The organism is Granulicella mallensis (genome assembly GCF_014203225.1).
Classification (GTDB): Bacteria; Acidobacteriota; Terriglobia; order Terriglobales; family Acidobacteriaceae; genus Granulicella; species Granulicella mallensis_A.
Genome location: NZ_JACHIO010000007.1, coordinates 146215 through 170582, shown reverse-complemented (window position 1 = coordinate 170582; position 24368 = coordinate 146215). Strand labels below are relative to the sequence as shown.

At 58.6% G+C, this 24368-nt stretch carries 23 protein-coding genes and 2 tRNA genes; 12 read left to right on the top strand and 13 right to left on the bottom strand.

Features of this window, described 5'->3' with window-relative positions; genetic code table 11:
* Positions 1-26 precede the first annotated feature (26 nt).
* Positions 27-1574, top strand: a complete 1548-nt coding sequence (gene gcvPB, locus HDF15_RS09890) for an aminomethyl-transferring glycine dehydrogenase subunit GcvPB (RefSeq protein WP_184255100.1) — start codon at positions 27-29, stop codon at positions 1572-1574.
* A gap of 88 nt (positions 1575-1662) precedes the next feature.
* Here gcvPB and HDF15_RS09885 read toward each other — a convergent pair whose 3' ends face one another.
* The gene (locus HDF15_RS09885) at positions 1663-2196 is read right to left on the bottom strand and encodes a DUF2911 domain-containing protein (RefSeq protein WP_184255099.1); all 534 of its coding nucleotides are present in this window, start codon (positions 2194-2196) and stop codon (positions 1663-1665) included.
* A 27-nt stretch (positions 2197-2223) separates the two neighbouring features.
* On the opposite strand from HDF15_RS09885, the gene HDF15_RS09880 reads away from it, so the two are divergent.
* Positions 2224-2300, top strand: a tRNA-Arg gene (locus tag HDF15_RS09880).
* 17 nt (positions 2301-2317) lie between these two features.
* Here HDF15_RS09880 and HDF15_RS09875 read toward each other — a convergent pair.
* From HDF15_RS09875 to HDF15_RS09865, 3 genes are all read right to left on the bottom strand, one after another.
* Positions 2318-3049, bottom strand: coding sequence for a polysaccharide deacetylase family protein (locus HDF15_RS09875; RefSeq protein ID WP_184255097.1), 732 nt, complete (start codon positions 3047-3049; stop codon positions 2318-2320).
* 5 nt (positions 3050-3054) lie between these two features.
* A complete protein-coding gene (gene bcp / locus HDF15_RS09870; protein WP_184255095.1) occupies positions 3055-3516 on the bottom strand; it encodes a thioredoxin-dependent thiol peroxidase in 462 nt (153 codons plus the stop codon).
* A 240-nt stretch (positions 3517-3756) separates the two neighbouring features.
* A complete protein-coding gene (locus HDF15_RS09865; RefSeq protein WP_184255093.1) occupies positions 3757-5244 on the bottom strand; it encodes a PLP-dependent aminotransferase family protein in 1488 nt (495 codons plus the stop codon).
* A gap of 115 nt (positions 5245-5359) precedes the next feature.
* Between HDF15_RS09865 and HDF15_RS09860 the strand changes: the two genes are divergently transcribed.
* The 3 genes from HDF15_RS09860 to HDF15_RS09850 all read left to right on the top strand — a co-directional run bounded on the left by HDF15_RS09860 (position 5360) and on the right by HDF15_RS09850 (position 7181).
* Positions 5360-5839: a carboxymuconolactone decarboxylase family protein gene (locus HDF15_RS09860; RefSeq protein ID WP_184255091.1), complete on the top strand. Its 480-nt coding sequence runs from the start codon at positions 5360-5362 to the stop codon at positions 5837-5839.
* Complete coding sequence (locus HDF15_RS09855; RefSeq protein WP_184255089.1) at positions 5839-6216, top strand: cupin domain-containing protein; 378 nt, start codon at positions 5839-5841, stop codon at positions 6214-6216. Before HDF15_RS09860 ends, HDF15_RS09855 begins: the two co-directional genes overlap by 1 nt.
* Positions 6217-6278: 62 nt before the next feature.
* The gene (locus HDF15_RS09850) at positions 6279-7181 is read left to right on the top strand and encodes an NAD(P)-dependent oxidoreductase (RefSeq protein WP_184255087.1); all 903 of its coding nucleotides are present in this window, start codon (positions 6279-6281) and stop codon (positions 7179-7181) included.
* Between the two features lie 6 nt (positions 7182-7187).
* On the opposite strand, the gene fabF is transcribed toward HDF15_RS09850, so the two are convergent.
* The 5 genes from fabF to HDF15_RS09825 form a co-directional block, all read right to left on the bottom strand.
* A complete protein-coding gene (gene fabF / locus HDF15_RS09845; protein WP_184255085.1) occupies positions 7188-8435 on the bottom strand; it encodes a beta-ketoacyl-ACP synthase II in 1248 nt (415 codons plus the stop codon).
* 63 nt (positions 8436-8498) lie between these two features.
* Positions 8499-8951: a MarR family winged helix-turn-helix transcriptional regulator gene (locus HDF15_RS09840; RefSeq protein WP_184255083.1), complete on the bottom strand. Its 453-nt coding sequence runs from the start codon at positions 8949-8951 to the stop codon at positions 8499-8501.
* Between the two features lie 133 nt (positions 8952-9084).
* The gene (glgP, locus tag HDF15_RS09835) at positions 9085-10875 is read right to left on the bottom strand and encodes an alpha-glucan family phosphorylase (protein ID WP_184255081.1); all 1791 of its coding nucleotides are present in this window, start codon (positions 10873-10875) and stop codon (positions 9085-9087) included.
* A 229-nt stretch (positions 10876-11104) separates the two neighbouring features.
* Entirely contained in the window at positions 11105-11410 is a 306-nt protein-coding gene (locus HDF15_RS09830; RefSeq protein ID WP_044177817.1) for a hypothetical protein, read from the bottom strand.
* Between the two features lie 71 nt (positions 11411-11481).
* On the bottom strand, positions 11482-13119 hold the full coding sequence (locus HDF15_RS09825) for an adenosine deaminase (RefSeq protein WP_184255079.1): 1638 nt from the start codon (positions 13117-13119) through the stop codon (positions 11482-11484).
* A 231-nt stretch (positions 13120-13350) separates the two neighbouring features.
* On the opposite strand from HDF15_RS09825, the gene HDF15_RS09820 reads away from it, so the two are divergent.
* Positions 13351-13425: transfer RNA gene (locus HDF15_RS09820), tRNA-Phe, on the top strand.
* 68 nt (positions 13426-13493) lie between these two features.
* On the opposite strand, the gene HDF15_RS25855 is transcribed toward HDF15_RS09820, so the two are convergent.
* The 3 genes from HDF15_RS25855 to HDF15_RS09810 all read right to left on the bottom strand — a co-directional run bounded on the left by HDF15_RS25855 (position 13494) and on the right by HDF15_RS09810 (position 14850).
* On the bottom strand, positions 13494-13622 hold the full coding sequence (locus tag HDF15_RS25855; protein WP_260330984.1) for a hypothetical protein: 129 nt from the start codon (positions 13620-13622) through the stop codon (positions 13494-13496).
* 64 nt (positions 13623-13686) lie between these two features.
* Complete coding sequence (locus tag HDF15_RS09815; RefSeq protein WP_184255077.1) at positions 13687-14613, bottom strand: site-specific integrase; 927 nt, start codon at positions 14611-14613, stop codon at positions 13687-13689.
* 12 nt (positions 14614-14625) lie between these two features.
* Positions 14626-14850 carry a helix-turn-helix domain-containing protein gene (locus HDF15_RS09810; protein ID WP_184255075.1) on the bottom strand — a complete coding sequence of 75 codons (225 nt, stop codon included), beginning with the start codon at positions 14848-14850 and terminating at the stop codon, positions 14626-14628.
* A 180-nt stretch (positions 14851-15030) separates the two neighbouring features.
* Between HDF15_RS09810 and HDF15_RS09805 the strand changes: the two genes are divergently transcribed.
* From HDF15_RS09805 to HDF15_RS09780, 6 genes are all read left to right on the top strand, one after another.
* Positions 15031-15513 (top strand): hypothetical protein, encoded by a 483-nt coding sequence (locus HDF15_RS09805; RefSeq protein WP_184255074.1) that lies wholly within the window; start codon positions 15031-15033, stop codon positions 15511-15513.
* A gap of 535 nt (positions 15514-16048) precedes the next feature.
* A complete protein-coding gene (locus tag HDF15_RS09800; protein ID WP_184255072.1) occupies positions 16049-16483 on the top strand; it encodes a hypothetical protein in 435 nt (144 codons plus the stop codon).
* A gap of 662 nt (positions 16484-17145) precedes the next feature.
* A complete protein-coding gene (locus HDF15_RS09795) occupies positions 17146-17946 on the top strand; it encodes a hypothetical protein (RefSeq protein WP_184255070.1) in 801 nt (266 codons plus the stop codon).
* 284 nt (positions 17947-18230) lie between these two features.
* On the top strand, positions 18231-20294 hold the full coding sequence (locus HDF15_RS09790) for a S9 family peptidase (RefSeq protein ID WP_260330983.1): 2064 nt from the start codon (positions 18231-18233) through the stop codon (positions 20292-20294).
* Between the two features lie 132 nt (positions 20295-20426).
* Positions 20427-21560: a sodium:proton antiporter gene (locus HDF15_RS09785; protein WP_221314364.1), complete on the top strand. Its 1134-nt coding sequence runs from the start codon at positions 20427-20429 to the stop codon at positions 21558-21560.
* Positions 21561-21704: 144 nt separating this feature from the next.
* Positions 21705-22610, top strand: coding sequence for a universal stress protein (locus HDF15_RS09780; protein ID WP_184255066.1), 906 nt, complete (start codon positions 21705-21707; stop codon positions 22608-22610).
* On the opposite strand, the gene HDF15_RS09775 is transcribed toward HDF15_RS09780, so the two are convergent.
* Entirely contained in the window at positions 22552-24258 is a 1707-nt protein-coding gene (locus HDF15_RS09775; protein WP_221314363.1) for a chloride channel protein, read from the bottom strand. The two genes, HDF15_RS09780 and HDF15_RS09775, sit on opposite strands and share 59 nt — an antisense overlap.
* Positions 24259-24368: the final 110 nt, after the last annotated feature.

Genomic DNA, 24368 nt, shown 5'->3' with positions numbered 1-24368 from the left:
TGAGTTGCGAGTAAAAGGCAGGAAACATGGCAGATAAATTTGTTGGCACCCCTATCAAGGCGACCACGCACGTCAATCAGAACGAAGACCTGATCTTCGAGAAGTCCTCGTCCGGCAAGAAGGGCTATCGCCTGGCACAGCTCGACGTGCCCGCGATCGATGCCGCTTCCCTGCTCGGCGCGGCCGTGCGCACGGACGACCTGGGCGCGATGCCCGAGTTGAGCGAGATCGAGATCATTCGCCACTTCACGCGGCTCTCTACGTGGAACTACGCCATCGATCTCGGCATGTATCCACTGGGCTCCTGCACGATGAAGTACAACCCCCGCATCAATGAAGCCGTTGCCAGGCTTGAGGGTCTGGCCGAGGCGCATCCCTATCAGCCCGAGTCGCTGAGCCAGGGTGCGCTGGGCATCATGAAGCTGCTGTCCGATTGCCTCATCGAGATCACCGGCATGGACACCATCACGCTGCAGCCCGCGGCCGGCGCTCACGGCGAGTTCACCGGCATTCTGCTGGCCCGCGCCTATCATCAGTCGCTGGGCAATCCGCGCAAGAAGGTGTTGATTCCCGACTCCGCGCACGGCACCAACCCTGCGACGGCAGCGGTCTGCGGCTACCAGGTCGCGAACCTCAAGTCGAACGCGCAGGGCATGGTCGATCTGGCCGAGCTTGAGCGCATGGTCGATGAAGACGTTGCCGCCCTGATGCTCACCAACCCTTCGACCATCGGGGTCTTCGAGAGCGACATTCACAAGATCGCCGACATCCTCCACGCGAAGGGCGCCCTGCTCTACATGGACGGCGCGAACATGAACGCGCTCTGCGGCAAGACGCGCCCCGGCGACTTCGGCGCGGACGTAATGCATCTGAACCTGCACAAGACCTTCTCGACGCCGCACGGCGGTGGTGGCCCGGGTTCGGGACCAGTCGCCTGCAAGAAGATCCTCGAACCGTTCCTGCCGACGCCCGTAGTCAAGACCAATCCCGATGGATCGCTGGGCCTCGACTACAACCGTCCGCAGTCGGTGGGCCGTGTGCGTGCGTGGTACGGCAACTTCGGCATGTTCATTCGCGCGCTGGCCTACATTCTCGCCAACGGCCCTGACGGCCTGCGCCAGACCACCGAAGACGCTGTGCTCAACGCAAACTACATCCGCGCCAAGCTCGAGGGCACCTTCGAGCTGCCGTACAAGTCGCCGTCTCTGCACGAGGTCGTCTTCAGCGACAAGCTGCAGGCCAAGAACGGCGTCAAGACCGGCGATATGGGCAAGCGCCTGATCGACTACGGCTTCCACGCCTATACGGTCTCGTTCCCTCTCGTGGTCAACGGCGCGATGATGATCGAGCCGACGGAGAGCGAGTCGCGCGAAGAGCTCGACCTGCTGATCGACGCGCTGAAGCAGATTGCACGCGAGGCGGAGGAGAATCCTGAGCTGGTGCAGAATGCGCCGCACTCGACGCGCCTGCAGCGTCTCGATGAGACTACCGCCGCCCGTAAGCCGATCCTGCGCTGGAAAGCCCCCGTGGCCTCCACACAGTTGACGCCTGATTCAGCGGCGAAGGAGTGGTAGTCCTCCCCTGCTTTATCTTTACGCTATGTATTTGAGAAACAAAAAGCCTGCTCACCCGAGCAGGCTTTTCTGTTTCCATTGATCGCTGTTATTTTGCAGCTTCGACCTTCACCCACTCGTCGGTGTTCTCCCACTTCACATGCAGCTCGGTCGAGTTCCTCTTGGTCTTCTCGAAACCGATGCTCATGGACTCCTGCGGTGCCGCCAGGTGGCTGGCCTGCATCGGCGTGCGTCCGAGGTCCTGCTCCTGGTGGTACTCCGTTCCCCACTGCCCGTTCTGCTTGTTGATGATCAGCTGCCACGGCGTCCCCGGTGCGGCTGGCAGGCTGTAGATCGTATAGGTTCCGGCAGGAACGTCGAGCGTACCGATCTTCAGATCGGTGGCCGTCACAAGGGTCGTCGCCGGGTTGGCACCGGTACGCCAGACTTGGCCGTAAGGAACGAGATCACCCATGATCTTGCGGCCACGCATCGCGGGCGAGTTGTACTTGATGGACACGGTCTTACCGGCGAGGGTTGTCTCGGCGGTGGCCGCAGGGGAGGCAAGAGGTTTTTGGGCCACACTCACGAGGGTGAGCGGAGCAAGAGCAGCGGCGAGGAGGGCGGTACGAAGAGAGATCATAGTAAGCCTATGCTACGCTTAAGACACGCGCCCGTAGCTCAGCTGGATAGAGCGGCAGCCTCCGAAGCTGTAGGTCAGAAGTTCGAATCTTCTCGGGCGCACCATTTCCCTCAAAATTCAATCAGCGCCACGCGTCTACCGTGACGACGCGCCTGCCCTCACGGGCGAAACGCTCTAACAGCACCGCCGTAGCTTTCACGGTGCTGCTGCGGTCTGCGCCCAATGCGCGGTCGTAGCCATCGTGCAGAAGGATGTTCGCCCCGACGCCGCGACCTTGGATACTGGCCAGCCCCATCTCTACTCGGCTCACGATGCCATCAACGCCAATCGGCTCCCAGTCGGAGCCCATCACGTTCCACTGCACCGTCGTCAGGCCAAGTTCCCGGGCAAGGCGCATGACTGCAGGACGGCGGGCTCCGTGGGGTGGACGGAAGTAATGGACCGGCGCACCCAGCGCGTCTTCCAACGCCTCGTTGCAGGCGCGAAGCTCTTCCCGAATGACTTTCTCAGACTGCCAGGCAAGCCACGGGTGCGTCTCGGTATGGTTGCCGATGAGATGCCCCGCAGCCTGCACCTCGCGAACGATCCCGGGCCGTTGCCGCACAAAGCGACCGATCATGAAGAAGGTCGCGCGGGCATTGTGACGTGCCAGTACCTCCAACAGCTCGCCGGTCGCGGCATCGTTCGGACCGTCATCGTAGGTCAGAGCTACTTCGTTCGGATTGTTTCCCGCGATCAGCGTGCGACCGAAGAGCTGGGACTTCGGTCGCAGCGCGGCGTTGGCCACGGCATAGGCTGCTGTGGCCGCTACGGCTGCGCCGAGTACCAGTTCTTCAGGTAGGGTTGGAGCCATCACGATTACTTCTTCAGTAGCGCGAGGACCTCTTCGGCGTGGCCTTCGGGCTTGACCTTATGGAAGACGTGCAGCAGCTTCTGATCGGGTCCGATGACGAAGGTCGTGCGCTCGACGCCGGTGACCGGCTTGCCGTACATCGTCTTCTGCTTGACCAGATCAAAGCGGTTGACGATCGCCTGATCGGCGTCGGCAAGCAAGGGGTATTGCAGGTCATACTTTTCCGCGAACTTCTTCTGCGCCCTAACAGTGTCGCGTGAGATGCCGAGGACGACCACACCGGCCTTCTGGAGCTTGGCAAAGTGATCGCGGAAGCCGCAGGCTTCGATCGTGCAGCCTGGCGTGTCGGCCCGTGGGTAGAAGAAGAGCACAACGGGCTTGCCGCTGAAGTCGGTGAGGTTGACGATGTTGCCGTCCTGGTCGGGCAGGGTGAAGTTTTCTACGAGCTCGCCTACTTGCGGTTGCATGATGAATCTCCTCAAGGACTATGGTAGCGCGGGACGTTTCTCCACGGCCATGATTGCTGTTGCCTTCGGCGGAGTAGCGGCCTTTAGGCTGCGGTATAGGTTGAATAAACGGATGGGCTTTAGCCCTGGGCCTCTCTCCTGTGCGAGCAAGATGCCCAGGGCTAAAGCCCAATGAATTTCGTGCTGGCTTACGCGGCCTAAAGGCCGCTACTCCGCCGAAAACAATAGCAAGCAAACTAGCTATCGGCCAACAGAGCGAAGTGCAGCCGCCAGCACAGACACGCCCCGTCGCAACTCTTCGGGATTGCAGCCGGCAAACCCCAACAACAAACCAGGCTTCAGCGGCTGCTTAATGGAAAACTCCGATAGCCCAATCATCTCCAGCCCAAGCCTCCTGGCCTGCTCTGCTGCGACTTTGTCCGAGGTCCCCGTCTTCAGCCACGCCACCGTCTTCATGCCTGCGGCGGCGTTGGTTACATCGAGCAAGCCGTCCAGATGCTCGTCCGCGGCTTCCTTCAACACGGCCATTCGTTCCGCATAGATCTGGCGCATCTTGCGCACGTGATGGCCGAAGTGTCCTTCCGTTATGAACTCGGAGAGGATTGCCTGGTCGAGCGTCGGAGGATGGCGGTCCACCAGCGTTCTTGCCGCTTCAAAGGCGCCGACCAATCGTTGAGGTAGAACCAGAAACCCCAGGCGCAACGCATTGAAGAGCATCTTGGTGAATGTTCCGACATAGATCACAACACCGGAGCGATCGAGGCTTTGCAGCGCCGCCACCGGACGCCCGAAGTAGCGATACTCCGCATCGTACTCGTCCTCAACGATCCAGGCTCCCGCCTCGGCGGCCCATTGCAGCAGCTCTATACGGCGGTCGGCAGACATCGTTACTCCCAACGGAAACTGGTTCGCCGGGGTCACGTAGGCCATCTTCGCTCGCGGTGAGAGCTTGCGTGCTGCTGCCACGTTGAGCCCATCCTGATCGACAGGCACAGGGACGATGCGCGCACCTGCCGCACGCAGCGTCTGCCATGCTCCGGGATAGCCGGGGTCTTCCATCCAGACGGAATCGCCGGGGTCCAGCAGGAAGCGGCCCAGCAGATCCAGAGCCTGTTGCGCACCCGAGGTCACGATGATCTGCTCCGGCGTGCATCGCACACCGCGCGAGGAACCAATGTACTCGGCGATCGCTCGGCGAAGCGGCTGGTAGCCTCCGGCACTGCCGTGACCGTACAAGGAGCGCGGAGCCCGCCGCAGCACTCTCGCTGCCGTACGCGCCCACAGGTCGGCCGGGAAGAGATCGATAGCAGGCTCGTAGGCCCGAAAGGCTTTGCCCACCGAATGAGGCGCAGGCATCACCACCACATCTTTCAGCTGCGCCTGGGCACGCTTGCTCAGCGTGGCCGTTGATTGCGGTAAAGCAGGGACGGGCTTGCTGCGGGAGGTTGGCAGTGGACCATCCGGCAGGCCGGTTGCCACGTAGGTTCCGGAACCCACCTCCGTACGGATGTAGCCTTCGGCCTGCAACTGGTCGAAGGCCGTGATCACTGTGCCGCGTGAGAGCTCGTACTGCACGGCCAGGCTTCTGGTGGAGGGCAATCGAGTACCGGCCCTGAGACGGCCATCCAGGATCGCCGCACGGAGCTCGGTGTAGAGCCAGCGCCAGAGCTCCTTCTGGTTCGTCGAGGGATGGAGCGATAGATCCTGAAAGGTTTCCATCTTTGGCATCGCTGGATAGACACTCCGTTTCTTTTTCGACCAAGTGGACTAGCCAATATTTCAATTATGGACCTTCCTGACGGTCCACTTCCTGGCTATTCTGACAATGAAAGGAATCCCTGACATGAAATCGAGATTGGAACCCCAGAAGACCTCGCCCGCAGCCTACAACGCAATGCTCAACCTGGAGATGTTTATCCGGAAGTCCTCCAAGCTGGAGCCTTCGTTGCTTGAGTTGGTAAAGATGCGTGCCTCCCAGATCAACGGATGCGCCTACTGCATCGACATGCACTCGAAGGATGCTCGCGCGGAAGGCGAGACCGAGCAGCGTCTCTATGCACTGTCCGCGTGGCGCGAGACGCCGTTCTTCACCGACCGGGAACAGGCGGCTCTGGCGTGGACCGAAGCCGTGACGCTGGTTGCCGAAGGCCATGTGCCCGATGAGACCTATGAGGAGGCCAGGCAACGGTTCTCCGACGAAGAGCTGGTCAATCTCACCTTGGCGCTCATCACCATCAACGGATGGAATCGTATCGCCATCGCGTTCCGCATGGTGCCGGGCGAGTACCAGCCGGCTCCGCGCAAGGCAGAGGAAGGGAAATAATGAAGCGCATTCTTCTCTTCTTACTGGCGGCAGGAACCCTGACGGCCCAACAGCCAAAGATCACTCCGCTCCTGTCGAAAGACCTTACCGGCATTCCCGGCAAAGAGGGTGCAATGATCACCGTGGAGTTTGCGCCTGGCGAGGTCGATCCCGTTCATCGCCACAATGCGCAGGTGTTCGTCTACGTGCTCGAAGGCTCCGTGGTCATGCAGGCCAAGGGCGGAAAGGAACAGACGCTCAAGCCGGGCGACACGTTCTATGAGTCGCCGGAGGATGTACACCTCGTCGGACGCAACGCCAGCAAGACCAGGCCTGCGAAGTTTCTCGTGTTCTTCGTCAAGGACAAAGGCGCTCCGTTTCTGATACCCGTGAAGTAAGCCACACAACTGCCCCGGATCGGGGCCCATCCATTCCTCAGAACCCTCAGAAGGAGAGAAAGATGAATATCTTTGTCGCTGGTGCAAGCGGAGCGATTGGACAACCTCTCATTACGGAACTGGTTCGCAAGGGACATACCGTCACTGGTATGTCCCGCTCCGAGGCCGGAGCCCGTAGGTTGCGTGAGATCGGCGCAGCCGCTGCCATGGTGGATGCGTTCGATGCGGCTGCCGTTGAGTCGGCGCTACGGCAGTCGAGGGCTGAGGTCGTCATCGATGAGCTGACTTCCCTGCCGAAAGATCCGAGGGACATGCCCTCCTATCAACCCGGGGACCGCAAACTGCGGCTGGAAGGCGGCGGCAACCTGCATCGCGCGGCGCTGGCCTGCGGTGCGCGACGCTACCTGCAGCAGTCGACGGGATTCTTTCTGAAGGCTGGCGAAGGCCTGGCAGATGAGTCTGAAGGACTGGCCCTTGATGCGAGCCCGGACGTGGCTCTCAGTGCGCAGACCTATACCACCCTGGAGGCGCGTGTGCTCCAGCCCGGTGCGATGGAAGGTGTCGCGCTGCGCTATGGGTTCTTCTATGGGCCAAACACCTGGTATCACCCGGATGGCGGGGCGGCAGAGCAGTTGCGGCAGCAGCAGCTCCCTCTTATCGGCAAGGGGCAGGGCCTGTGGTCCTGGGTGCATATCGAAGATGCAGCACTGGCGACGGTCGCGGCTCTCGATTGCGAGCCGGGGATATACCACGTGGTAGAGGACGATCCTCCGCCGATGAGCGTGTGGCTGCCCGCATTTGCGAAGTCTGTTGGCGCTCCGCCACCGGCGCGCGTGACAGAGGAGCAGGCACGGCAGTCTGCCGGAGAAGATGCTGTCTACTACCAGACCAGGCTGCGCGGAGCTTCAAATGCCAAAGCGAAGCAGGTGCTTGGATTCAAGCCCCGGCGGCTGGAGTGGCTGTAGGTAAGATCAGGGCTTCCATCTACGGAAGATGAGGGAAGCATTGGTTCCGCCAAAACCGAAGGAGTTAGACATCGCATACTCCATCGGCACGGAGACACCCTTGTCACGAACGAGGTTCAGCCTGATGGCTTCATCGAGCTGCTCGATGTTCGTGGTGGGGGGCGCCATCTGATCCCTCAGGGCCAGCACCGTAATGCCGGCTTCGAGACTTCCCGCGCCGCCCAGCAGATGTCCTGTCATCGACTTGGTAGAGCTTACAAGCAGTTTGTCTGTATGCTCTCCAAAGGCCTCGGCGATGGCACGGGCTTCAGCGCGATCGCCAAGCGGAGTCGAAGTGGCGTGGGCGTTCAGGTACTGGATATCGCTCGGCTTTAGCCCTGCACGCTCGAGGGTGAGCTGCATCACTCGCCGCACGCCACGCCCGTCTTCCGGCGGAGCATTGGTGTGGAAGGCATCGGAGTTCGCGGCGTAGCCAACGAGTTCCGCGAGGATCGTTGCGCCGCGAGCCTGAGCACTCTCCAGCTCTTCGAGAACCAGTACCCCGGCGCCTTCTCCCGTAACGAACCCGTCCCGCTGTTTGTCCCAGGGGCGGGATGCGGTCTCTGGCTTGTCATTGCAGGTTGAGAGCGCTCGCATGGAGGCGAAGCCTGCAATCGAGAGGGGCGTCACCGCAGCCTCGCTGCCGCCGCAGATCATGACATCCGCATCGCCACGGCGGATGATGTGCCAGGCCTCGCCAATGCCGTGCGCCCCGGTAGTACAGGCTGTGGAGCACGTGAGATTTGGCCCCTGGGCACCGTACCTGATGGAGATCTGCCCCGACGCCAGGTTCGCGATAGTGGCGTTGATGAAGAAGGGCGAGACACGATCGGGGCCGCTGGCAAGGAGCTTCGCATGCTCGCGCTCGATCACCTCGAACGAGCCAATACCGCTGCCGACGTAGACCCCTACGCGCTCCGCATTCTCTTCTGTGATGCTCAGGTCAGCCTGCGTCAGGGCAAACTCCGCGGCAGCCATCGCAAACTGGATGAACCGGCCCATCTTCTTGATGTCTTTGCGATCGATGTACTTCTCCGGAACAAAGTCCTTTACCTCACCGGCAATCCGGCAGGCAAACTGGGAGGCATCGAATAAACGGATCGGTGCAATCCCCGATTCGCCCTTCAGTAAAGCGGCCCAGGTCTCCTCTGTGCCGATACCCACCGGACTTACGAGACCCACCCCTGTTACGACGACACGGCGTTGCTGATTCATATCGATTTCCTTTTCATACGACTGGAACAAGTGCATCAGTAGGAGTACTCAAAATCAAGATCTTTACGGGACGGCTTTAACCGCACTGGCCGATAGACGATCCATCGCGCCATCCAATGTCTTGCTGAGTGATTGCACTTCAGCTTTGCCCAATTGCTGCTCAACGCTTTGCTGAGCGGCGTGCCAAAGTGGTCTTGCGTCCGAGAGAGTTTTTTCACCGGCCCGGGTCAGGCACAAAGATTTGGCTCGCTTGTCGTCCCCTTCCTCAATTTCGATGTAGCCGAGCTTTTTGAGAGGCAGGAGATTGCGGGTAAGCGTTGTACGCTCCATCTGCAGAACATCGGCGAGTTCGGAGATGGAACTCCCTTGCATCGCGGCGAGAGTGGCCAAGATGCCAAATTGTCCGATGCTGATCCCCACAGGAGCCAGGAAATGATCGTAGGTGCGAGAGATCAGCCGTGCGGTCTGTCGCAGACGATAGCAGATGCAGCCCGGATCACCAGGGTGTAAGGGCATTCATCAATCTCCCAAGAATGATTGTATGCGTGTAATTACACGTATGTCCATGCGCCCAGACGGACGAAAGATGAGAGGGCAACGACAAAGGCGTCGCGAAGACGCGACGCCTTTGTCGTTTCTACGGTACCAATTAGACCAGCACGCCCTCGCGGACTTCGTCATCCACAATCACCTGATCGCTCGCAGCGACCGAGGCCGACTGCGGGAAGTAGGCGTTCGAGACATACTGGCCCAGTTGGCGATGCGTATTGAAGAAAGTGCCGTTGATCGCGATGCAGTGGCGGCGAACCTCAGCCCAGGCAGCCTTGTTCGCATAGAGAGGAGCGACAGAGTGCTCGATCTTGTAATAGAGCAGGCTGGCTTCCGCCGCCTCATCGTCGCAGTCCGGAATAGCCCAGCCGGTGATGTTCTCCGCGCAGCCTTCGATCCACCAGCCGTCGAGCACGCTCAGGCTGGGAACGCCATTCAGCGCCGCCTTCATGCCGCTGGTGCCGGAGGCTTCATAGGGCCGCAGCGGTGTGTTCAGCCATACATCAACGCCACCCGTAAGCTGCTCGCCCAGGTCCCAGTCGTAGTTTTCCAGATAGAGGATGCGCAGCTTCGAGTTGTTGATCTTCGCAGCGGCCGTAAAGACATCGCGAATCAGTCCCTTGCCGGCGCTATCCGCAGGGTGTGCCTTGCCAGCAAACAGGATCTGCAAGCCACCAATCTTTTCGGCGATCTCGACCAGCCGCTCGGGTGAGCGGAAGAGCAGGCTCGCACGCTTGTAGGTGGCTACGCGGCGGGCAAAGCCGAGCGTCAGGACCTTAGGATCAAGCTCAACGCCAGTGCGCTGTTTGACCGTCGCAAACAGACGTTGCTTGCCGAGCGCATGGGTCGCGTCGATGACCGCGGGAGCGATGCCGTAGACCGAGCGGAAGTACTGGTTATCGTGACGCCATTCGGGAACTTCCTTATCCAGAAGCGCCTGGAAGGGCTGCGAGAGCCACGTTCCGGCATGAACGCCGTTGGTGATCGAGTGTACCTGGTAGCCGGGAAACATCTTCTGCGAGACCTTGCCGTGCTGCATGGCGACACCGTTGACGTAGCGCGAGAAACGCAACGCCAGATAGGTCATGTTCATCAGGCCGTCGTGCAGACAGCCGAAGCGTTCGATGGCCGAGGCGCGGTCATGGCCCAGCACCGCAAACATCTGGTCGAGACCAAACTTGTCATGGCCCGCAGGTACCGGCGTGTGCGTGGTGAAGACGCATTGTTGGCGGATCGCTTCGGCGTCGGCCTCGGTGGCATCGCGGAGCGGAGCGCCGTTCAGGCGCTCTTCAAGGAGGCCGATCGTCAGCAGAGCGGCGTGGCCCTCGTTCATGTGGCAGACCTCGGGCTTGCAGCCAAGTGCGTGCAAAAGCTGCACGCCGCCGAGGCCGAGGATCGTCTCCTGGCAGAGGCGATAGTAGGTATCGCCGCCATAGAGATGGTCGGTCAGCTTGCGGTCCCAGGGGTCGTTGCCTTCGATATCGGTGTCGAGCAGAAAGACCGGGATGATGTGGCCGGTGACGCCGACCACGTCGAAGCGCCACGCGCGGACCGTAACCTCACGGTTCTGCATGGTGACGACAATCTCCTGGCCGACGGAAGGCAGGGTCGTTTCGGGCGACCAGATGACATCGCTCTCCGTCTGCTGACCGACTCCGTCGAGGTGCTGCTGGAAGTAGCCGTGGCGGTGCACCAGGGAGACGACAACCATGGATACGCCGGTATCGGCAGCAGAACGCAGGGTGTCCCCTGCCAGCATGCCAAGGCCTCCGGAGTACGTCGGCAGAGATTTGGAAAGTGCAATCTCCATCGAAAAGTAAGCGATCTTGCGTTCGGCGAGATCAATGGCGGGGGCGGGGGTGGCAATACGGGAAGAGGCGGAAAGATTCATTCGGAAGGAGGAGTCCTTTTCTCAACCGGGCAATCATCCCGGCGGCAACAACAACGATCAGGAATCGACAAATGCCCCTCCGGTCCAGCCTGCGTGGAGTAAGTAAGCAATCGTTTGACCGCTGATAGTGCTTTGCCTCTTAAAGACTAGCAAGAATCGGCCTCCCGGGCAGAAAAATCGTGGGTTCCGAGGCAGATTCAGGTTTGTGGAAAAACAGTCAAAAATAGGGTCAGGAGGCAGCCGAACCGACGGTGACCATCCCAAACTTCATCGCAAAACCAAGAAGGAGGGCCAGTACGAACGCCAGGGTGCTGAGAGCCCCGGAGCTGCGCAACCGCTTCCGGGCGGCTGCAATGGCAAGAATGACCAGGTAGAGCGCGATCATCAAAAGCAGGCCGTCGAGCACGAAATCGTGCGTGGCGCCAGCGCCCATCTTCCACATAGGCAGAATATTGAACACCGGAAGAAACGACCCGACGCCGAAGACGGCCAGCAGCAGGATCGTTTGCAGCACTACCGAAATCGCTCGTTTCAACAAGGGACTCTCCTTAGGGTCGTGATTTCCACGAAATATCTGGCCGGTGCGACACAAGTTTAGCGCATGAGCTAGTGGATAGAAGCTTCAAAGAGAGCGAATCGGCGTTCCAGTTCCCATTGTTCGGCGGCACGCTCGCTCGACTTCAACAGCACGGCACAGGCAGAGGTGGGATTGCTGATGGAAGTGATCGATGCAGCACAAGCAGCCTTGCGTCGCGTAAAGCTATCGGGCGCCGCCCAGAGGCTTTCTCCGGCGAGAAAGGCGTGCTCCAGCGAGGTGCGTGCCATCTGCTTGAGGTCGACATAGGTTAGGCCCTGCTCTTCCGCACCCTTCACGTACTCGTGCGTGAGGTCGATGCGGCTGACGCCTTCGTCGTCAGTGGAGAGCGCGACAGGCACATGCGCAGCGCGGTAGGCAGCGAGGGGATGGTCCGTCCGGGTGAGACCGAGAATCACATCGTTGGAGGTCAGGTTGATCTCGACCATGACGTGTTTGTCCGCCATCTCTTTCAACAGGGCGGAGGGATGATCTTCATAAAGCACATCCATACCGTGGCCGATGCGCTCCGCATGTCCGAGGTCGATGGCCTCGCGAATGTGGAAGCGCAGGCCATCCGGTGTCACCATGCCGGGAGCGATCTCGCCGGCGTGTAGCGACAGGCGAACCTTCGGATAGACCGAGTGCAGATAGTCAAGCATCTGCATCTGGAGGTGGTAGTCCTGCATGGAGACACGGCCGTCCTCCGGCATCACAAAGTTGATGCCGACGACATCCGGATCAGCGCTTGCGACTTCAAAACCGAGAAGCGTCTGGGCAAAGACCTGCTGGGGAGGAAACCCGCGCAGGACCTGGTAGAGCCAGTGCGTCTGGATCGTGCAGGGATCATGTTCCATCCCCTGGATCTGCACAGGGTTGGGCTGCGCGCCTTCACATCCCTCCATCGCACGACGTGCGGATTCCGCATCGGCAAGCTCTTTGCTGTCGACGCTAACCTCATCGCGCACACCGCCGGAGAGGAGGTCGGTGCGGAGCTTGGCGAGCTGTTGCGGAGTAACGGTCTTCTCTGCTCCCTCGGGCCAGCCGAGGTTATAGCCAAGTGTCGCAGCGTGGGTAAAGGTTGGGGTCTGCATCACCTCGAGGTACTGCTCGTTCTGCACAGCGGCACGCCTGACAACCTCATCCAACCACTCACCTGCATGAGAGCTATTGAGACCGCGAAAGTGATCGAAGGTGGAAAAGAACTGGTCGTGTCCACTGATCCCGGAGCTAGGGACAAAGCTGCGCATGGAGAAGGCATCGATGAGAGCGTCGTAGAGCTTCTGGTCCTTGAGCGCGGACGACGCAGGAAGATTGCCTGGGCCGCAAGGGGCGTCCTTCCCTGTCGCGGACGGCGCGAGCGCCAAAGCTTTGGGATCGACGCAAAGCCCCTGCTTGACGGCCTCGGCGATAAAGGTCTCCGCATAAACCGCGCCGGAGAGATGCATATGAAGATCGGCGCCTTTGGGCATCGGCTTGAGAAACGCATAAAGCTCCGGAGCTCCAAGCTTCTTTGCGGCCTCAAAGGCACGCGCAGTCCGGGCTTCGGAAGGCGTGAGCGGAGAGCCTGTCTGTGCAAACACGCCGCTACCGGCAAGGGCTGAGCCAAAGGCAAAGAGAACGGAGAAACGGAGCAGCCTCTGGATAGGGCTGTTGCAAAAACTCATCATGCCGGATGTACCTCGTCAGGGATTTATCGTACCGCGAAGACCGGGGAAAAAGATTTTGCACTTATCGAGGTTGGCGCGAGACGTAAGTCATTGGTATACTGGCCTTCGACGTTCTCGAAAGCCACACGCGGTAACGCAGTTGGTTATTCCCTCCCCACCTCAGGCAGGCGAAGTCGAAACGCACGAGCTTAACGGGCGCACTTGGCAGCCCGATAGGTGTTCCAGTGCCAAGGCCAGATAGCTCAGTGGTAGAGCGCGGCCCTGAAAAGGCCGGCGTCGGCGGTTCGATCCCGTCTCTGGCCACCACATTCTAAAGCACTTAGCAGCAACCAGAAAGTTAGTGTTTTAGCAGTCCGAACAATATCCGAACATTGCTATGCAATGCCCTGTTGTTCGGCCTCTTCCTGCTCTGTTTTCCTGTTCAACATGTTCCAGATCACCTTAGCCGTGTTGCCAGTTTTGGCGATGTGCGCGCGGCCCAGCTTGGCATAACGCTCGGTCATCTTAAATGTTCGCGTGACCGAGAATCTTCGCCAGTTCGTAGAGATCGCCGCCGTTCATCATGTATCAGGACGCGAAGGTGTGACGCAGATCGTGGAACCAGAAATCCCGAATCTTCGCTCGCTTGAGCAGGTCATCGAAACTCCCTTCCAATCTCTGACGCTTACTCTTCGGTCCACCCTTCGGCGGGAAGATTCGTTCCTCATCTATCACCGCCGGATATCGCCGAATCTCCGCGGCGAGTTCCGGAGCCAGAGGAACGTAGCGCTCCTTGCCCTTCTTCAGCTTTGCCCGGACTGCGATCAGACCTTCGCTGTACTTCACGTCGGACCATAGCAGCCGGTGGATCTCGGCGGAGCGCATCCCCGTCGATACAGCGATCAACACGATAAGCCTCATCCGAAGATTCGTCCGATTAGGGTTTTTGGTGCCCTTCTGAAGCATACGATCGTCCAGCTCAAGCTTCAGGCGGTAGAGCTCCTCTGCCGAAAGATACCGTTCTCTTGAATCGTCCGGGCGGTACATCTCGATCAGGTCGGCTGGATTCCGGTCAATGCCGGTTTCCTTGGACCAGAGCGTCGAAGCCTTCTCCATCATGTGGTGCATGACGTTGAAGTGCCGCACTGCCGTATTATCGGCAAGGCCGCGCTTGCCGGTAAGGTTTTCGTACCAGCGCTGGACGGCGACGCCGTCCAGCTCACGCACGAACTTCCGCCCCAACTCGGATCGAATCCCTTCCACAATGCTCATCTCGCGATCTGCCGAAGCTTTCTTGCTTCCGTAGTGCGTCCAGTAACGACCGATTAAGTCGGACATCCGATAGTTGATCTCCTTCTTCACGTCGAGGTGCCGATTTTCGTCTCGCGTCGACATCTTTTTGCGCGAGATCTTTCGTGCCAGATCTCTACTGCCATGAACCGTCTGGCTTTTATTTCGCCCTCCTTCCCTCCAACGAACCTCGTACAGCTCTTCATCCAACTTGTGTACAGACATTTCGCTTCTCCTTTAGTCGATGGTTTCGATTGAGTGCTGCTCGATATAGCGCTCCAGCGCCTTCACATCGAACCGCAACGATCGACCAACCTTGACGCAGGGAACCTCCCGCAACCTGGACTTCTTGTAGACCGTGTCCACCTCGATTCCCAGGTATTGAGCTGCCTCCCTGACGTTCAGGAGCCGCTTGGCAATGACTCCATTTGACACCTTTTCTGTCGATTTTTCGTGCATCATATTTGCCGCACCTCGGGGTTTATTCAGCAGGCGACGAGTCGAATTCCCTGCGACTAGACCGACGATAGGGTGAAATTAAGGCCCCGATTATTACCTTTCGCAACGCATGATTCCATCCAGAGCAATAATCCAGAACCACACTTTGTTGCGTTCCGACCACAGAATCGGAATTTAGGCGACTTGCTCTCTCTCACCGCCTGCGCGATGATCAACTCAACGATGAGCAGCGCCCCCACCAATCCGCCCGGAGGCCCGCCACTCATCCCTCCACTCTGGACCGAAGAGAAGGACTGGATCGTATTCATTACGTTTTTGCCCAGACATCATCCAGAGGTATTAGCACGAGCAACTGAGGCGATCGGCTACATGCTGGGATATGCTCAGATGACGAATACGCGCACGTTGGCTCTGTCAGGAGATCCGCAAGGCGATGCATACGAGCTACTATTCTCTTTCTCCTCTCCAAAGAACAAGGCTGAATTCCTTCATCTGCTGCGATCGAGTCGCAAGACAGAGTTCGAAGAGGAAGAGATTCTCGTACCTACTCAGCGGGAAATCGAAGCTGCAGAACCCCTTGGACGCGTCCTTCCCAAAGATGTCATGCAAGAGGTCACCATCATCGCAACCGATCTGTTCGCTGGACATAACAAGACCATCCAGTAGCTAAGTAGCCCTATCGCTCACTTTCGTACTGGAATCCTCCGTTCTGATACTTCTCTTCAGCGCGCGATTGTCGATACTGATCCCCCCGTTCCATGCCCCTTCCATCGCCCGGACACTGCTTCGGGCCTCTACCGCCGCCCTGCGGACTGCGCGTGTTCTGCTTCGGACTAACGGTCCCCCTGCGGGTTTCGGGTCCCTCCAAAACAATCTTCTGCAGAGAACGCAGAACATTCTTTCGGCCCTCCCCAAAATGCACCCGCTTGCCTTGGGAGGCGGGTCCCTCGCATCGCTTCGCGTGGTGTGTCCCGAGCGCCTTCAGAGGCAAGGGACCAAGAGGAAATTCCAGAACTGACAACCACGAGCGCAGCAAGCCCACAGCTGAGCAGCTTCAGCAACCAGATCCACCATGACGACTGCATCGAAGTCATGCGTCAGATGCCCACAAACAGCGTGGATTTCATCCTTACCGATCCGCCGTATCTCGTGAACTACCGCGACCGCACAGGGACCACTGCACAAGCGCAAGGTGGAAAGCTTGGCGACGATTCTGGAACGCACGACCGAAGCCAGCATTGCTGACTGGTATGAAGAGGTAGAAAAGGAAGATGCCTTAATGGCACTTCCTCTCAGCCGCGAAGAGCGTTGCAAGCATCTGCCTCAGGTCTTCCTTGACTTGGCAAGGCGTCTGCAAGTCTTTAAACCACTGGGCACCAAAGAACTGAAATCAGAATCTGCCTCGAATCATGGGTTGGAACGGCGCCGACAGGGATACACCGCAGCGATGATGGTGGAAGAGAGCCGCATTCTCCAGGTAACGATCTTCCATACACTCCAGAAAAATCTAGGCACCATCGACTTCAGCATCCTGCTTCTCGGCATCATGACGATTGCCGATGAGGTGGACTCGCAGTTGAGTCAAGCGATGGCAAGCTATATCGCGGAATCCATCCAAGATGAGTTGCCGACGTAAAACTATTTGCTCAATCGCTAGTGGAGGCGTGTCCTCGTCTCCGCGAGAATCTCGTGTGCAAATTCCTCGTCGTTGACCGCACGAGCAAGGATCAAAGCTCCGGTCATGGACACATACCAGTGGATCGCATCCCCACGAGCAGAGCGCCGAGACTTCCAGGGGAAATAACTCGACAACTTCTGAACGACATTAGACAATCCGCAAAGACCTGGGCCTCCACGATCTCAAAAAGGCAGGCACCCCATCTCCGCAAGACTGTAGCACCAACCGAAATAAAGAGCTTGCGTGTGTCTTTTGCGACTACCGTTCCCATTCGCTGCACGTCCAAAACATGGTTCATCGCGATGTTCCACATCGAAAAGAAGTTTGAAGCGGAACTCACCCTCCGAAAAGGTGAACCCCGCCCACTACATGCAGAATATTCCTAGAGAGGGTCGAATTCTGTTTGCAACTTGACGCTTTCATACAATGTCGGGGTCCTAGTCCTCGATCAGACTGGCGAAGGAGATTGTATTTGCCGTCCCCGATAATGTCGACTGCGGACTGCAAACGTTCCTCTCACACTCGCTGTTGAGGAGGCTGCCGCAAACTAGCAGAGGTATCTTCCTTAGCTACGGAGAGCGTTGCCCTATTACCCTGTAGCTATGCAAGTGCATTCTGACATGGTGCGCACAGTAGCCTTCGTCAATATCCGTTTGGCGGATGGCAGACTCGTGCCGAAGGGCACCGCATTCTTCACCGGGCACCTTGACCGCAAGACAGCGAAATTCCGTCTTTATGTCGTGACTGCGAAACATGTATTAGACATGATTCGAGACAGGACATCGGTCGATACGGTGGTCCTGACTTTCAATGGGAAGGAAGGAAAGGAAGAGCGGGAGTTTCCATTGAACGTCTGGCACTATCATTCCGGGCGCGATGGCGAAGTCGTCGATGTAGCGATTGCCCGATTCGAGTACCAAATGCCTGACGCGAGCCGGCCCTATCTAACGAATCCGCATGAGATGCGCTGCTGGATGCCGGAAAACATTTTTACAGTTAGTGTTTCGAGTCGAGCGCACATCTTGCCGGGACACGAAGTCGGGCTCACGGGACTATTTGTTCATCATCAAGGTTCCGAGAAAAACATCCCGATTATTCGCGTCGGCAGCATCGCGGCGTTGCCTGATGAACCCATCCGCACGAGAATGGGATTGATGACTGCATTTCTAGTGGAGGTTCGCTCTCTGGGCGGGCTCAGTGGTTCCCCTGTTTTCTCTACAGGAAGCGATGGCCGCATTAGATTGATTGGTTTAGTACATGGTCATTTCGATCAGCGGACAAGCGATATCGATGGTGTATCCGAGGATGCAGGTTCTCCCTTTCAAGAGGAACGCATCAATGCGGGAATCGCTATCGTCGTACCGGCAGATCGTATCCGGGAAGCATTGAAACCTCTGGTTGAAGAGGATTTTGCGACGTAGTCGAGGCATGGTGAAGAACCCGCTTCCCATGACAGTCAGCCTACTAAAGAAACTGACACGTTATTCGCCCGCCGAGCAAACCCGGATCTTTCCAAGCGTTGAAAGGCAGATCCTCATACAGTCAATGAGTTCTAATACCCACAAGCCCGACTAATAACCTGCTCTGCCCCGATAGGGTGCCGGAGACCACACGTTGCCCCTTGCCGCGCTCAGGATTCGCAGCCCCTAAGTGCTACTTTAGTTTGATGAATTGTTATCTTTCTCCTGTACGACTTGGGATCTTTTTGCTCGCCGCTTGCGCGGCCGGCGCTCTCGCCCAAAGCGGCAACCCCGCCCCCATCAAGCCCCTCGCCACACACGATCCTCGCCTCATGGATTTCTACGCCAACGCTACCAACACACAGGCCTTTTACTATTCCGCCATCCACACACAGGCCCCGAGTGACGTCGCCCTCTCCCCCGATGGAGCCACCGTCGCCTGGACCCTCGGCGATGACAAAAGCTTTGCCCTCCACCTCACCCTGCTCGCCCATCCTGATATGGCAGCCGAGAAGATCGTATCTCCCACCGATGTGGGGTCCTGCTTCAATACAAGTCCCGTTTGGTCACCGGACTCCAAGATCCTCGCCTACACCAGCACCTGCACCACCGAAAACACTGCAAAATCAGGGGATGCCCAGGCTCAGCTCTTCCTCTACTCCGTAGCTACCGGCCAGTCCCGCCAGCTCACCCACCTCACCGGCATTTTCCAGGCACCCGTCTGGGCCCCGGACGGCAAGTCTCTCGCCTTCCTCTTCGTCAAGAACGCCACCCGCCAGTCCAGTCCGCTCGCCCCCATAACCCCCTGGTCCGGCGTCATAGGCGAGGACGGCATCGAAGTCCAGCGCGTCTACTCCGTCGACACCACCACCGGCCAAGGCGCTTGGCTCACCCCCACAACCTTGCACGCCTACGAGTTTGACTTCGCCCCCGACTCCAAACACATCGCGTTCACCGCCGCTACTCCGCCCGGCGATAACAACTGGTGGATCGCCAAGCTCTTCACCATCGCCACCACCGAGAACTCCGTCCCTCAGGTCGCCTTCGATCCCAACACCACCTCCACTGCCATGCATGGATTGCAGATGGCCATTCCCCGCTTCTCTCCCGACGGCAAGCGCATCGCCTTCATCGGCGGCCTAATGTCCGACGAGGGTGCCAACGGCGGCGACATCTGGGTCGTGACCCCGAAGAACGACGACAACACCGCCCAGGACATCACCCCCGACATCGACGGTTCTCCCTCCTTCGAAATCTGGCTTACCAAGAACACCCTCGGCCTCGTCGAAAATCGCCGCGGCCATACCCTCCTCACCACCTACGACGCCGACAAGCAAGCCAGGATACCCGGCCATGTCCTCGACCTCGGTGAGGTCATCCTCGGCGGTTTCGGCCTAGGTGGCGAAGCACCCCTCTCTGTCTCGCACAACGGCGTCCTGGCCTTCGTCAAGAGCGGCCACGAGACCCCCGCCGAGCTCTGGGCCGGCCCCGGCACCGCCCTGCGCCAGATCACCCACCTCAATAACCCCGGCGCCCCTCACGCCCACATCGAGTCCGTCGAGTGGACCAACGAGGGCTTCCACGTCCAAGGATGGCTCACCTACCCCTCAAACTACGACCCCACCAAGAAGTACCCCGTCCTCGTCCAGGTCCACGGAGGTCCCTCCTCCACCGTTCCCACCGGATGGGGCCGAAGCCTCTGGTCCGAGCTCGGCTTCTTCGAGTTCGAGCCCAACCCCCGTGGCAGTTTCGGTCAAGGCGAAAAGTTCGCCGCCGCCAACCGCAAGGACTTCGGCTACGGCGACCTTCGCGACATCCTCAGCGGACTTGACGCCGTGGAGAAGCAGGTCCCCGCCATCGATTCCCATCGTGAAGCCATTACCGGCTGGAGCTACGGCGGCTTCATGACCATGTTCGCCGTCACCCAAACCAACCGGTTCAAGGCCGCCATCGCCGGTGCCGGCATCTCCGCCTGGCAGAGCTACTACGGCGAAAACTCCATCGACCAGTGGATGGTCCCCTTCTTCGGCAAGACCGTCTATGACGATCCCGCTGTCTACGCCAAGAGTACCGCCATCAACTTCATCCACAACGTCAAAACTCCCACCCTGATTCTCGTCGGCGACCGCGATGGAGAGTGCCCCACTCCCCAGAGCTTCGAATTTTGGCACGCGCTCCGCGCCCAGGGCGTCAAAACCCAGCTCATCGTTTATCCCAACGAAGGTCACCTCTTCGAGAACCCCGACCATCTTCGCGACCGCAGCGAACGCGTTCTGCAGTGGCTCAACAAGTACATGCCTGCCCAATAACCCTGGGGCATCTTCACCCCAAAAAAGGGGCACCGGAGGTGCTCCGTTGCCCCTTTTCTCATGCCGCGGTGAGACGAAGCAGTTGAAGATGCCGACGCTGCAGCGCTTGGGCCGTTTTAGTCACCGGCGAGTATGGCTGACAGTGGGGATTTGCGGTCCCCGGACAACACCGATGGGTTGCGTGGGAACGGGCCGATTCCAGATGGGGTTCTTGATTCGGAATACGTGGGGAAGACAGATCCGGGTGATCCGGTGTTATCGCCAATAAACGCTGACCTGCACGATAAGAAGAGTTCGAGGCATTCCATAGATGACGGCGGCATCGAGATCGTCATCAGCATTCTTGTTCCGTATGCAACCTACCTGCTTGGCGCTCGGATGAGGGTATCCGGTGTCATTGCAGTGATTGCGTGCAGCATGTACATGAGCCGGAAGAGCGTTTCGTACATGACTCCTGGCGTACGGCTTCAGGCAACAGCCGTATGGGATGCCCTGACCTTTATTTTGAACGGCATTGTGTTCGTCCTCATCGGCCTTCAGTTGCCGTATGTCATGGGACAGCTTCATGGAATGAGCCATTCCGTGCTTCTCCGATACGGCATAGGTTTCAGTTTGGCCATGATCGCAGTCCGTATGCTCTGGGTCTTCGGCGAGACATACTTTTCTTATTGGCTGCAGCGTTGGGTGCAGAAGGTCGATGTCGAACTTCCGAATCCCGGAGCTACCTTCATCATCGGCTGGGGAGGCATGCGTGGTGTGCTCTCACTGGCAGCCGCAGTCTCCCTGCCATACACTCTCCCACAAAGAAGCATGATTATTTATCTGGCATTCTGTTTGATCTTCGCCACTCTTGTGATTCAGGGCCTGACCATGCCCACGTTGATTCGCCTATTAGGGTTGTGCGGTGCGGAATCTTCACGTAAAGAGGAACAGGAAACTCGGCGAGTACTTCTTCGAGAGGCTGTTGCTCATCTGAGCCGCAGACGCGCTAAGAAGAAAACTCAGTCAGCCATGTTCAGCGAACTCATTGCCATGTACCAGAGAAGGCTCGACGCACTTCCAGCGGAGAATGAAATAGAACCTGCGGGTAACGTGGATTATTCCGAGCGAAAAGCTGCCATGATCGAAGTGCTTCAAGTCGAGCGAGACTCCCTCATTCGATTGCGCGACGACGGGCAAATCAACGAGGAAGTGCTACGCACACTTCAGTACGAACTGGACCTTACTGAGAGCCGCATTCACACTGCGGCCACGTTAGAGCGTTGATTCTCCCGCTCGGAAGATATCTCGTCCAGTCTGTGTATTGGAAACCTAATGTCCAATGCCACAATGAGCCCGAAAAGCCTCTCCCCGAAGATCGGCGTAACATGATAGGCCGGTACTGCACCTACTTCCATGGGGATGCATGCGATGGACACATTGGCTCTCAAAAAGATAGCGTTCGACCGGATTCTAGTCCCCAGCGATTTTTCCGAGCTTTCGATGCTCGCCCTGGAATATGCCAAGAGCATTGCCCGATGCTATAGCTCGCAAATTCTGCTTGAAAATGTGAGCCAACTCCCCAGTGGATACGCCCCATCCGAAATGCCCTGGGTGGACCTCGACATGGTGCTTGAAGGGATGCGCCAGAGCGAACAGAAGCTGGAAGAGCATGACACCCAACTGCGTGCTGAAGGATTTGCGGTGCAGACGATTCTGTCTTCAGGATCCTTACAGGATGAGATCGTCGCTACGGCGCACGACCGGAAGCCCGATCTGATGGTGCTCGGCACACATGCGGCGAAAGGCGTTGTAAGGCTGTTTTACGGTTCCAACGCCGAAGCCCTTGTGCGTCGGGTCGACTGTCCCGTACTGGTGGTCGGCCCTAAAGTTCAGCCAGTGAAACAGCCTGTCTGGTCGTTGCGCGATGTCCTTTGCGCCAGTGATCTGAATCCCGGCTCGGCTCGCACTCCCGCCTTCGCCTGTGTGCTCGCCGAAGATCATCATGCGGCCTTCACGCTTCTGCACATCGAGAATCCTGAGCGAGCAAGACACGTGCAACCACTCGATCCGGGACCGTTTCAAAACGCACTGGCAAGAGTCATGTCCGCGGAGCAGAGACTCTCCGGGTGCGATCCGATGAAGAGCCTGCAAATAGTCGTCTCTCGCAAAGAGCCCAGCTCTGAGATTGTTGGGTTAGCGCGGGAACGGGACTCGGATCTTATCGTGATGGGCGCGCACAGCGCAGCAGAGAAAGCAGATCACCTGCTGCGCGGCCTTATTCCCAGTGTGCTGGCAGAGGCGGTATGTCCGCTACTGCTACAGCATCATCCGTAGAATGCCCGCCCCAGGCGGAAACTCCATAGGCGTGCAGGACATCTTGCAGGGTCACGATGCCTTCGAGATTGTGAATATTTGTGCGGCTGACTACAGGCAGCATCGCCATCCCTGTAGATCCCATGCGGGCGAGAGCCACATCCAGCGATTCATCGACGTGAATGTGAAGAAAATCCTGAGCCTTGATCAAGGAGTCGAGCTTGCGGTCTGCGCCCGCACCCCGCTCCCCATCGAGTTGCGCAAGGCTGGCCACCCCGATGACCCCGCTGGAATCCAGTACGGGACAGGATTCCAGCGCAGAGGATTGCATCACCGTAAAAGCCTCCTGGATCGTCATATCCGCGCGCAGTAACTCGCCCGCAGGCCGTATGGCCGCACTGACCAGCCGTTTGCTGGACCCCAGGTTCCGTGCCGCCGCCGGCAGATGGATGCCGTCCTGCGCGGTCAATGCCTCATAGATCGATTCGCGTTGGAATTGGGACGCGATGAACAGGCTGACAAGATTTGCCAGCATCAGCGGAACAATGACCGCGTAGTCCTGCGTCATCTCGAAGATGATCAGAACCGAGGTCATCGGAGCGCGCACAACTCCGGCAAAGACCGCGCCCATGCCGACCAGCGCATAGGCTCCGGGCGTTGCCGTCAAGGCCGGCAGCAGATGATGCGCCACCGTCCCCAGTGATCCTCCAAGCATGGCTCCTATAAACAAGGCAGGGCCGAAGATGCCTCCAGCATTGCCCGAAGCGTAACTGGTTGTGACGGCGAAGAGCTTCAACACAACGAGTAAAAGCATCAGCTTGAGGGCGATACCGTTGTTGAGGGCCTGACCGACATAGAGGTATCCCACGCCCAGAACCTGGGGCACAAACCATCCCATCGCGCCGACCATCAATCCTCCGGCCAGGGGATGCAACCATGTAGTTTTATAAGGCAAGCGCAGAAAGGCTGCGCGCATGCCCAGCAGCAATCGGGTGAAAGCCGCTGAGACCAATCCGCCGGCCACGCCCAGCACCGCGTATAAGAGAAACTCAATCGGGCTCACCAATTGATATTCCGGAACCCGGAAGAGCGGATGATTGCCCAGGCAGGCACGCAGCACTACCCAGGCCGTTGCCGAAGCCAATACGACCGCCGCCATGACCGGTGCGTTCAGGTCGCCCATGATCTCTTCGAGGGCAAACAGCACAGCGGCGAGCGGCGTATTGAAAGCCGCGGCGATGGCGGCTGCCGCCCCCACCGGGATCAGCTTCTTCACCGTTTCAGGACTCAGCCCAAGCATGCGTCCAAGCACGGAGGCGATACCGGCGCCGACCTGCACCGAAGGACCTTCGCGTCCCAGCGGGATGCCGCTGGCCAGTGTCACGGAGGTGCAGAAGAACTTGCCCAGCACCGTACGCAGAGTAATGCGTCCGTCGCGTGCAAACAGTGCGGTCTTGGTCTGCGGAACGCCGCTGCCACGGGCGTTGGGAAAGAAGCGATAGAGCAGATAACCAATGCCAAGCGATCCTACCACGGGGAACAAGAGCCGCCGCCACGCAGCCCCGCCGGCCGGGTAGAGGTGCATGCCGAAGCGCTCAGTACAGAGGATGAAGGCGACGACCGCCAGGCCCGTCAGCGCGCCAATCACAACGGCCAAAATCAATAACACCTGATCTTCAGCCTGCCGCAACCTGGACCAACGAATCACAGGAAAAATCCCGACAAATTCCACTTTGAATGCAAACTGTTATTCATAGCGGCTGAACGCTCCATCAAAAG

Excerpts from the sequence above, each read along its gene's own strand:
- gcvPB (WP_184255100.1), top strand. The coding sequence starts at position 27 with ATGGCAGATAAATTTGTTGGCACCCCTATCAAGGCGACCACGCACGTC.
- HDF15_RS09885 (WP_184255099.1), bottom strand. The coding sequence starts at position 2,196 with ATGATCTCTCTTCGTACCGCCCTCCTCGCCGCTGCTCTTGCTCCGCTC.
- HDF15_RS09875 (WP_184255097.1), bottom strand. The coding sequence starts at position 3,049 with ATGGCTCCAACCCTACCTGAAGAACTGGTACTCGGCGCAGCCGTAGCG.
- bcp (WP_184255095.1), bottom strand. The coding sequence starts at position 3,516 with ATGCAACCGCAAGTAGGCGAGCTCGTAGAAAACTTCACCCTGCCCGAC.
- HDF15_RS09865 (WP_184255093.1), bottom strand. The coding sequence starts at position 5,244 with ATGCCAAAGATGGAAACCTTTCAGGATCTATCGCTCCATCCCTCGACG.
- HDF15_RS09860 (WP_184255091.1), top strand. The coding sequence starts at position 5,360 with ATGAAATCGAGATTGGAACCCCAGAAGACCTCGCCCGCAGCCTACAAC.
- HDF15_RS09855 (WP_184255089.1), top strand. The coding sequence starts at position 5,839 with ATGAAGCGCATTCTTCTCTTCTTACTGGCGGCAGGAACCCTGACGGCC.
- HDF15_RS09850 (WP_184255087.1), top strand. The coding sequence starts at position 6,279 with ATGAATATCTTTGTCGCTGGTGCAAGCGGAGCGATTGGACAACCTCTC.
- fabF (WP_184255085.1), bottom strand. The coding sequence starts at position 8,435 with ATGAATCAGCAACGCCGTGTCGTCGTAACAGGGGTGGGTCTCGTAAGT.
- HDF15_RS09840 (WP_184255083.1), bottom strand. The coding sequence starts at position 8,951 with ATGCCCTTACACCCTGGTGATCCGGGCTGCATCTGCTATCGTCTGCGA.
- glgP (WP_184255081.1), bottom strand. The coding sequence starts at position 10,875 with ATGAATCTTTCCGCCTCTTCCCGTATTGCCACCCCCGCCCCCGCCATT.
- HDF15_RS09825 (WP_184255079.1), bottom strand. The coding sequence starts at position 13,119 with ATGATGAGTTTTTGCAACAGCCCTATCCAGAGGCTGCTCCGTTTCTCC.
- HDF15_RS25855 (WP_260330984.1), bottom strand. The coding sequence starts at position 13,622 with ATGACCGAGCGTTATGCCAAGCTGGGCCGCGCGCACATCGCCAAAACT.
- HDF15_RS09815 (WP_184255077.1), bottom strand. The coding sequence starts at position 14,613 with ATGTCTGTACACAAGTTGGATGAAGAGCTGTACGAGGTTCGTTGGAGG.
- HDF15_RS09810 (WP_184255075.1), bottom strand. The coding sequence starts at position 14,850 with ATGATGCACGAAAAATCGACAGAAAAGGTGTCAAATGGAGTCATTGCC.
- HDF15_RS09795 (WP_184255070.1), top strand. The coding sequence starts at position 17,146 with ATGGTGCGCACAGTAGCCTTCGTCAATATCCGTTTGGCGGATGGCAGA.
- HDF15_RS09785 (WP_221314364.1), top strand. The coding sequence starts at position 20,427 with ATGGCTGACAGTGGGGATTTGCGGTCCCCGGACAACACCGATGGGTTG.
- HDF15_RS09780 (WP_184255066.1), top strand. The coding sequence starts at position 21,705 with ATGGACACATTGGCTCTCAAAAAGATAGCGTTCGACCGGATTCTAGTC.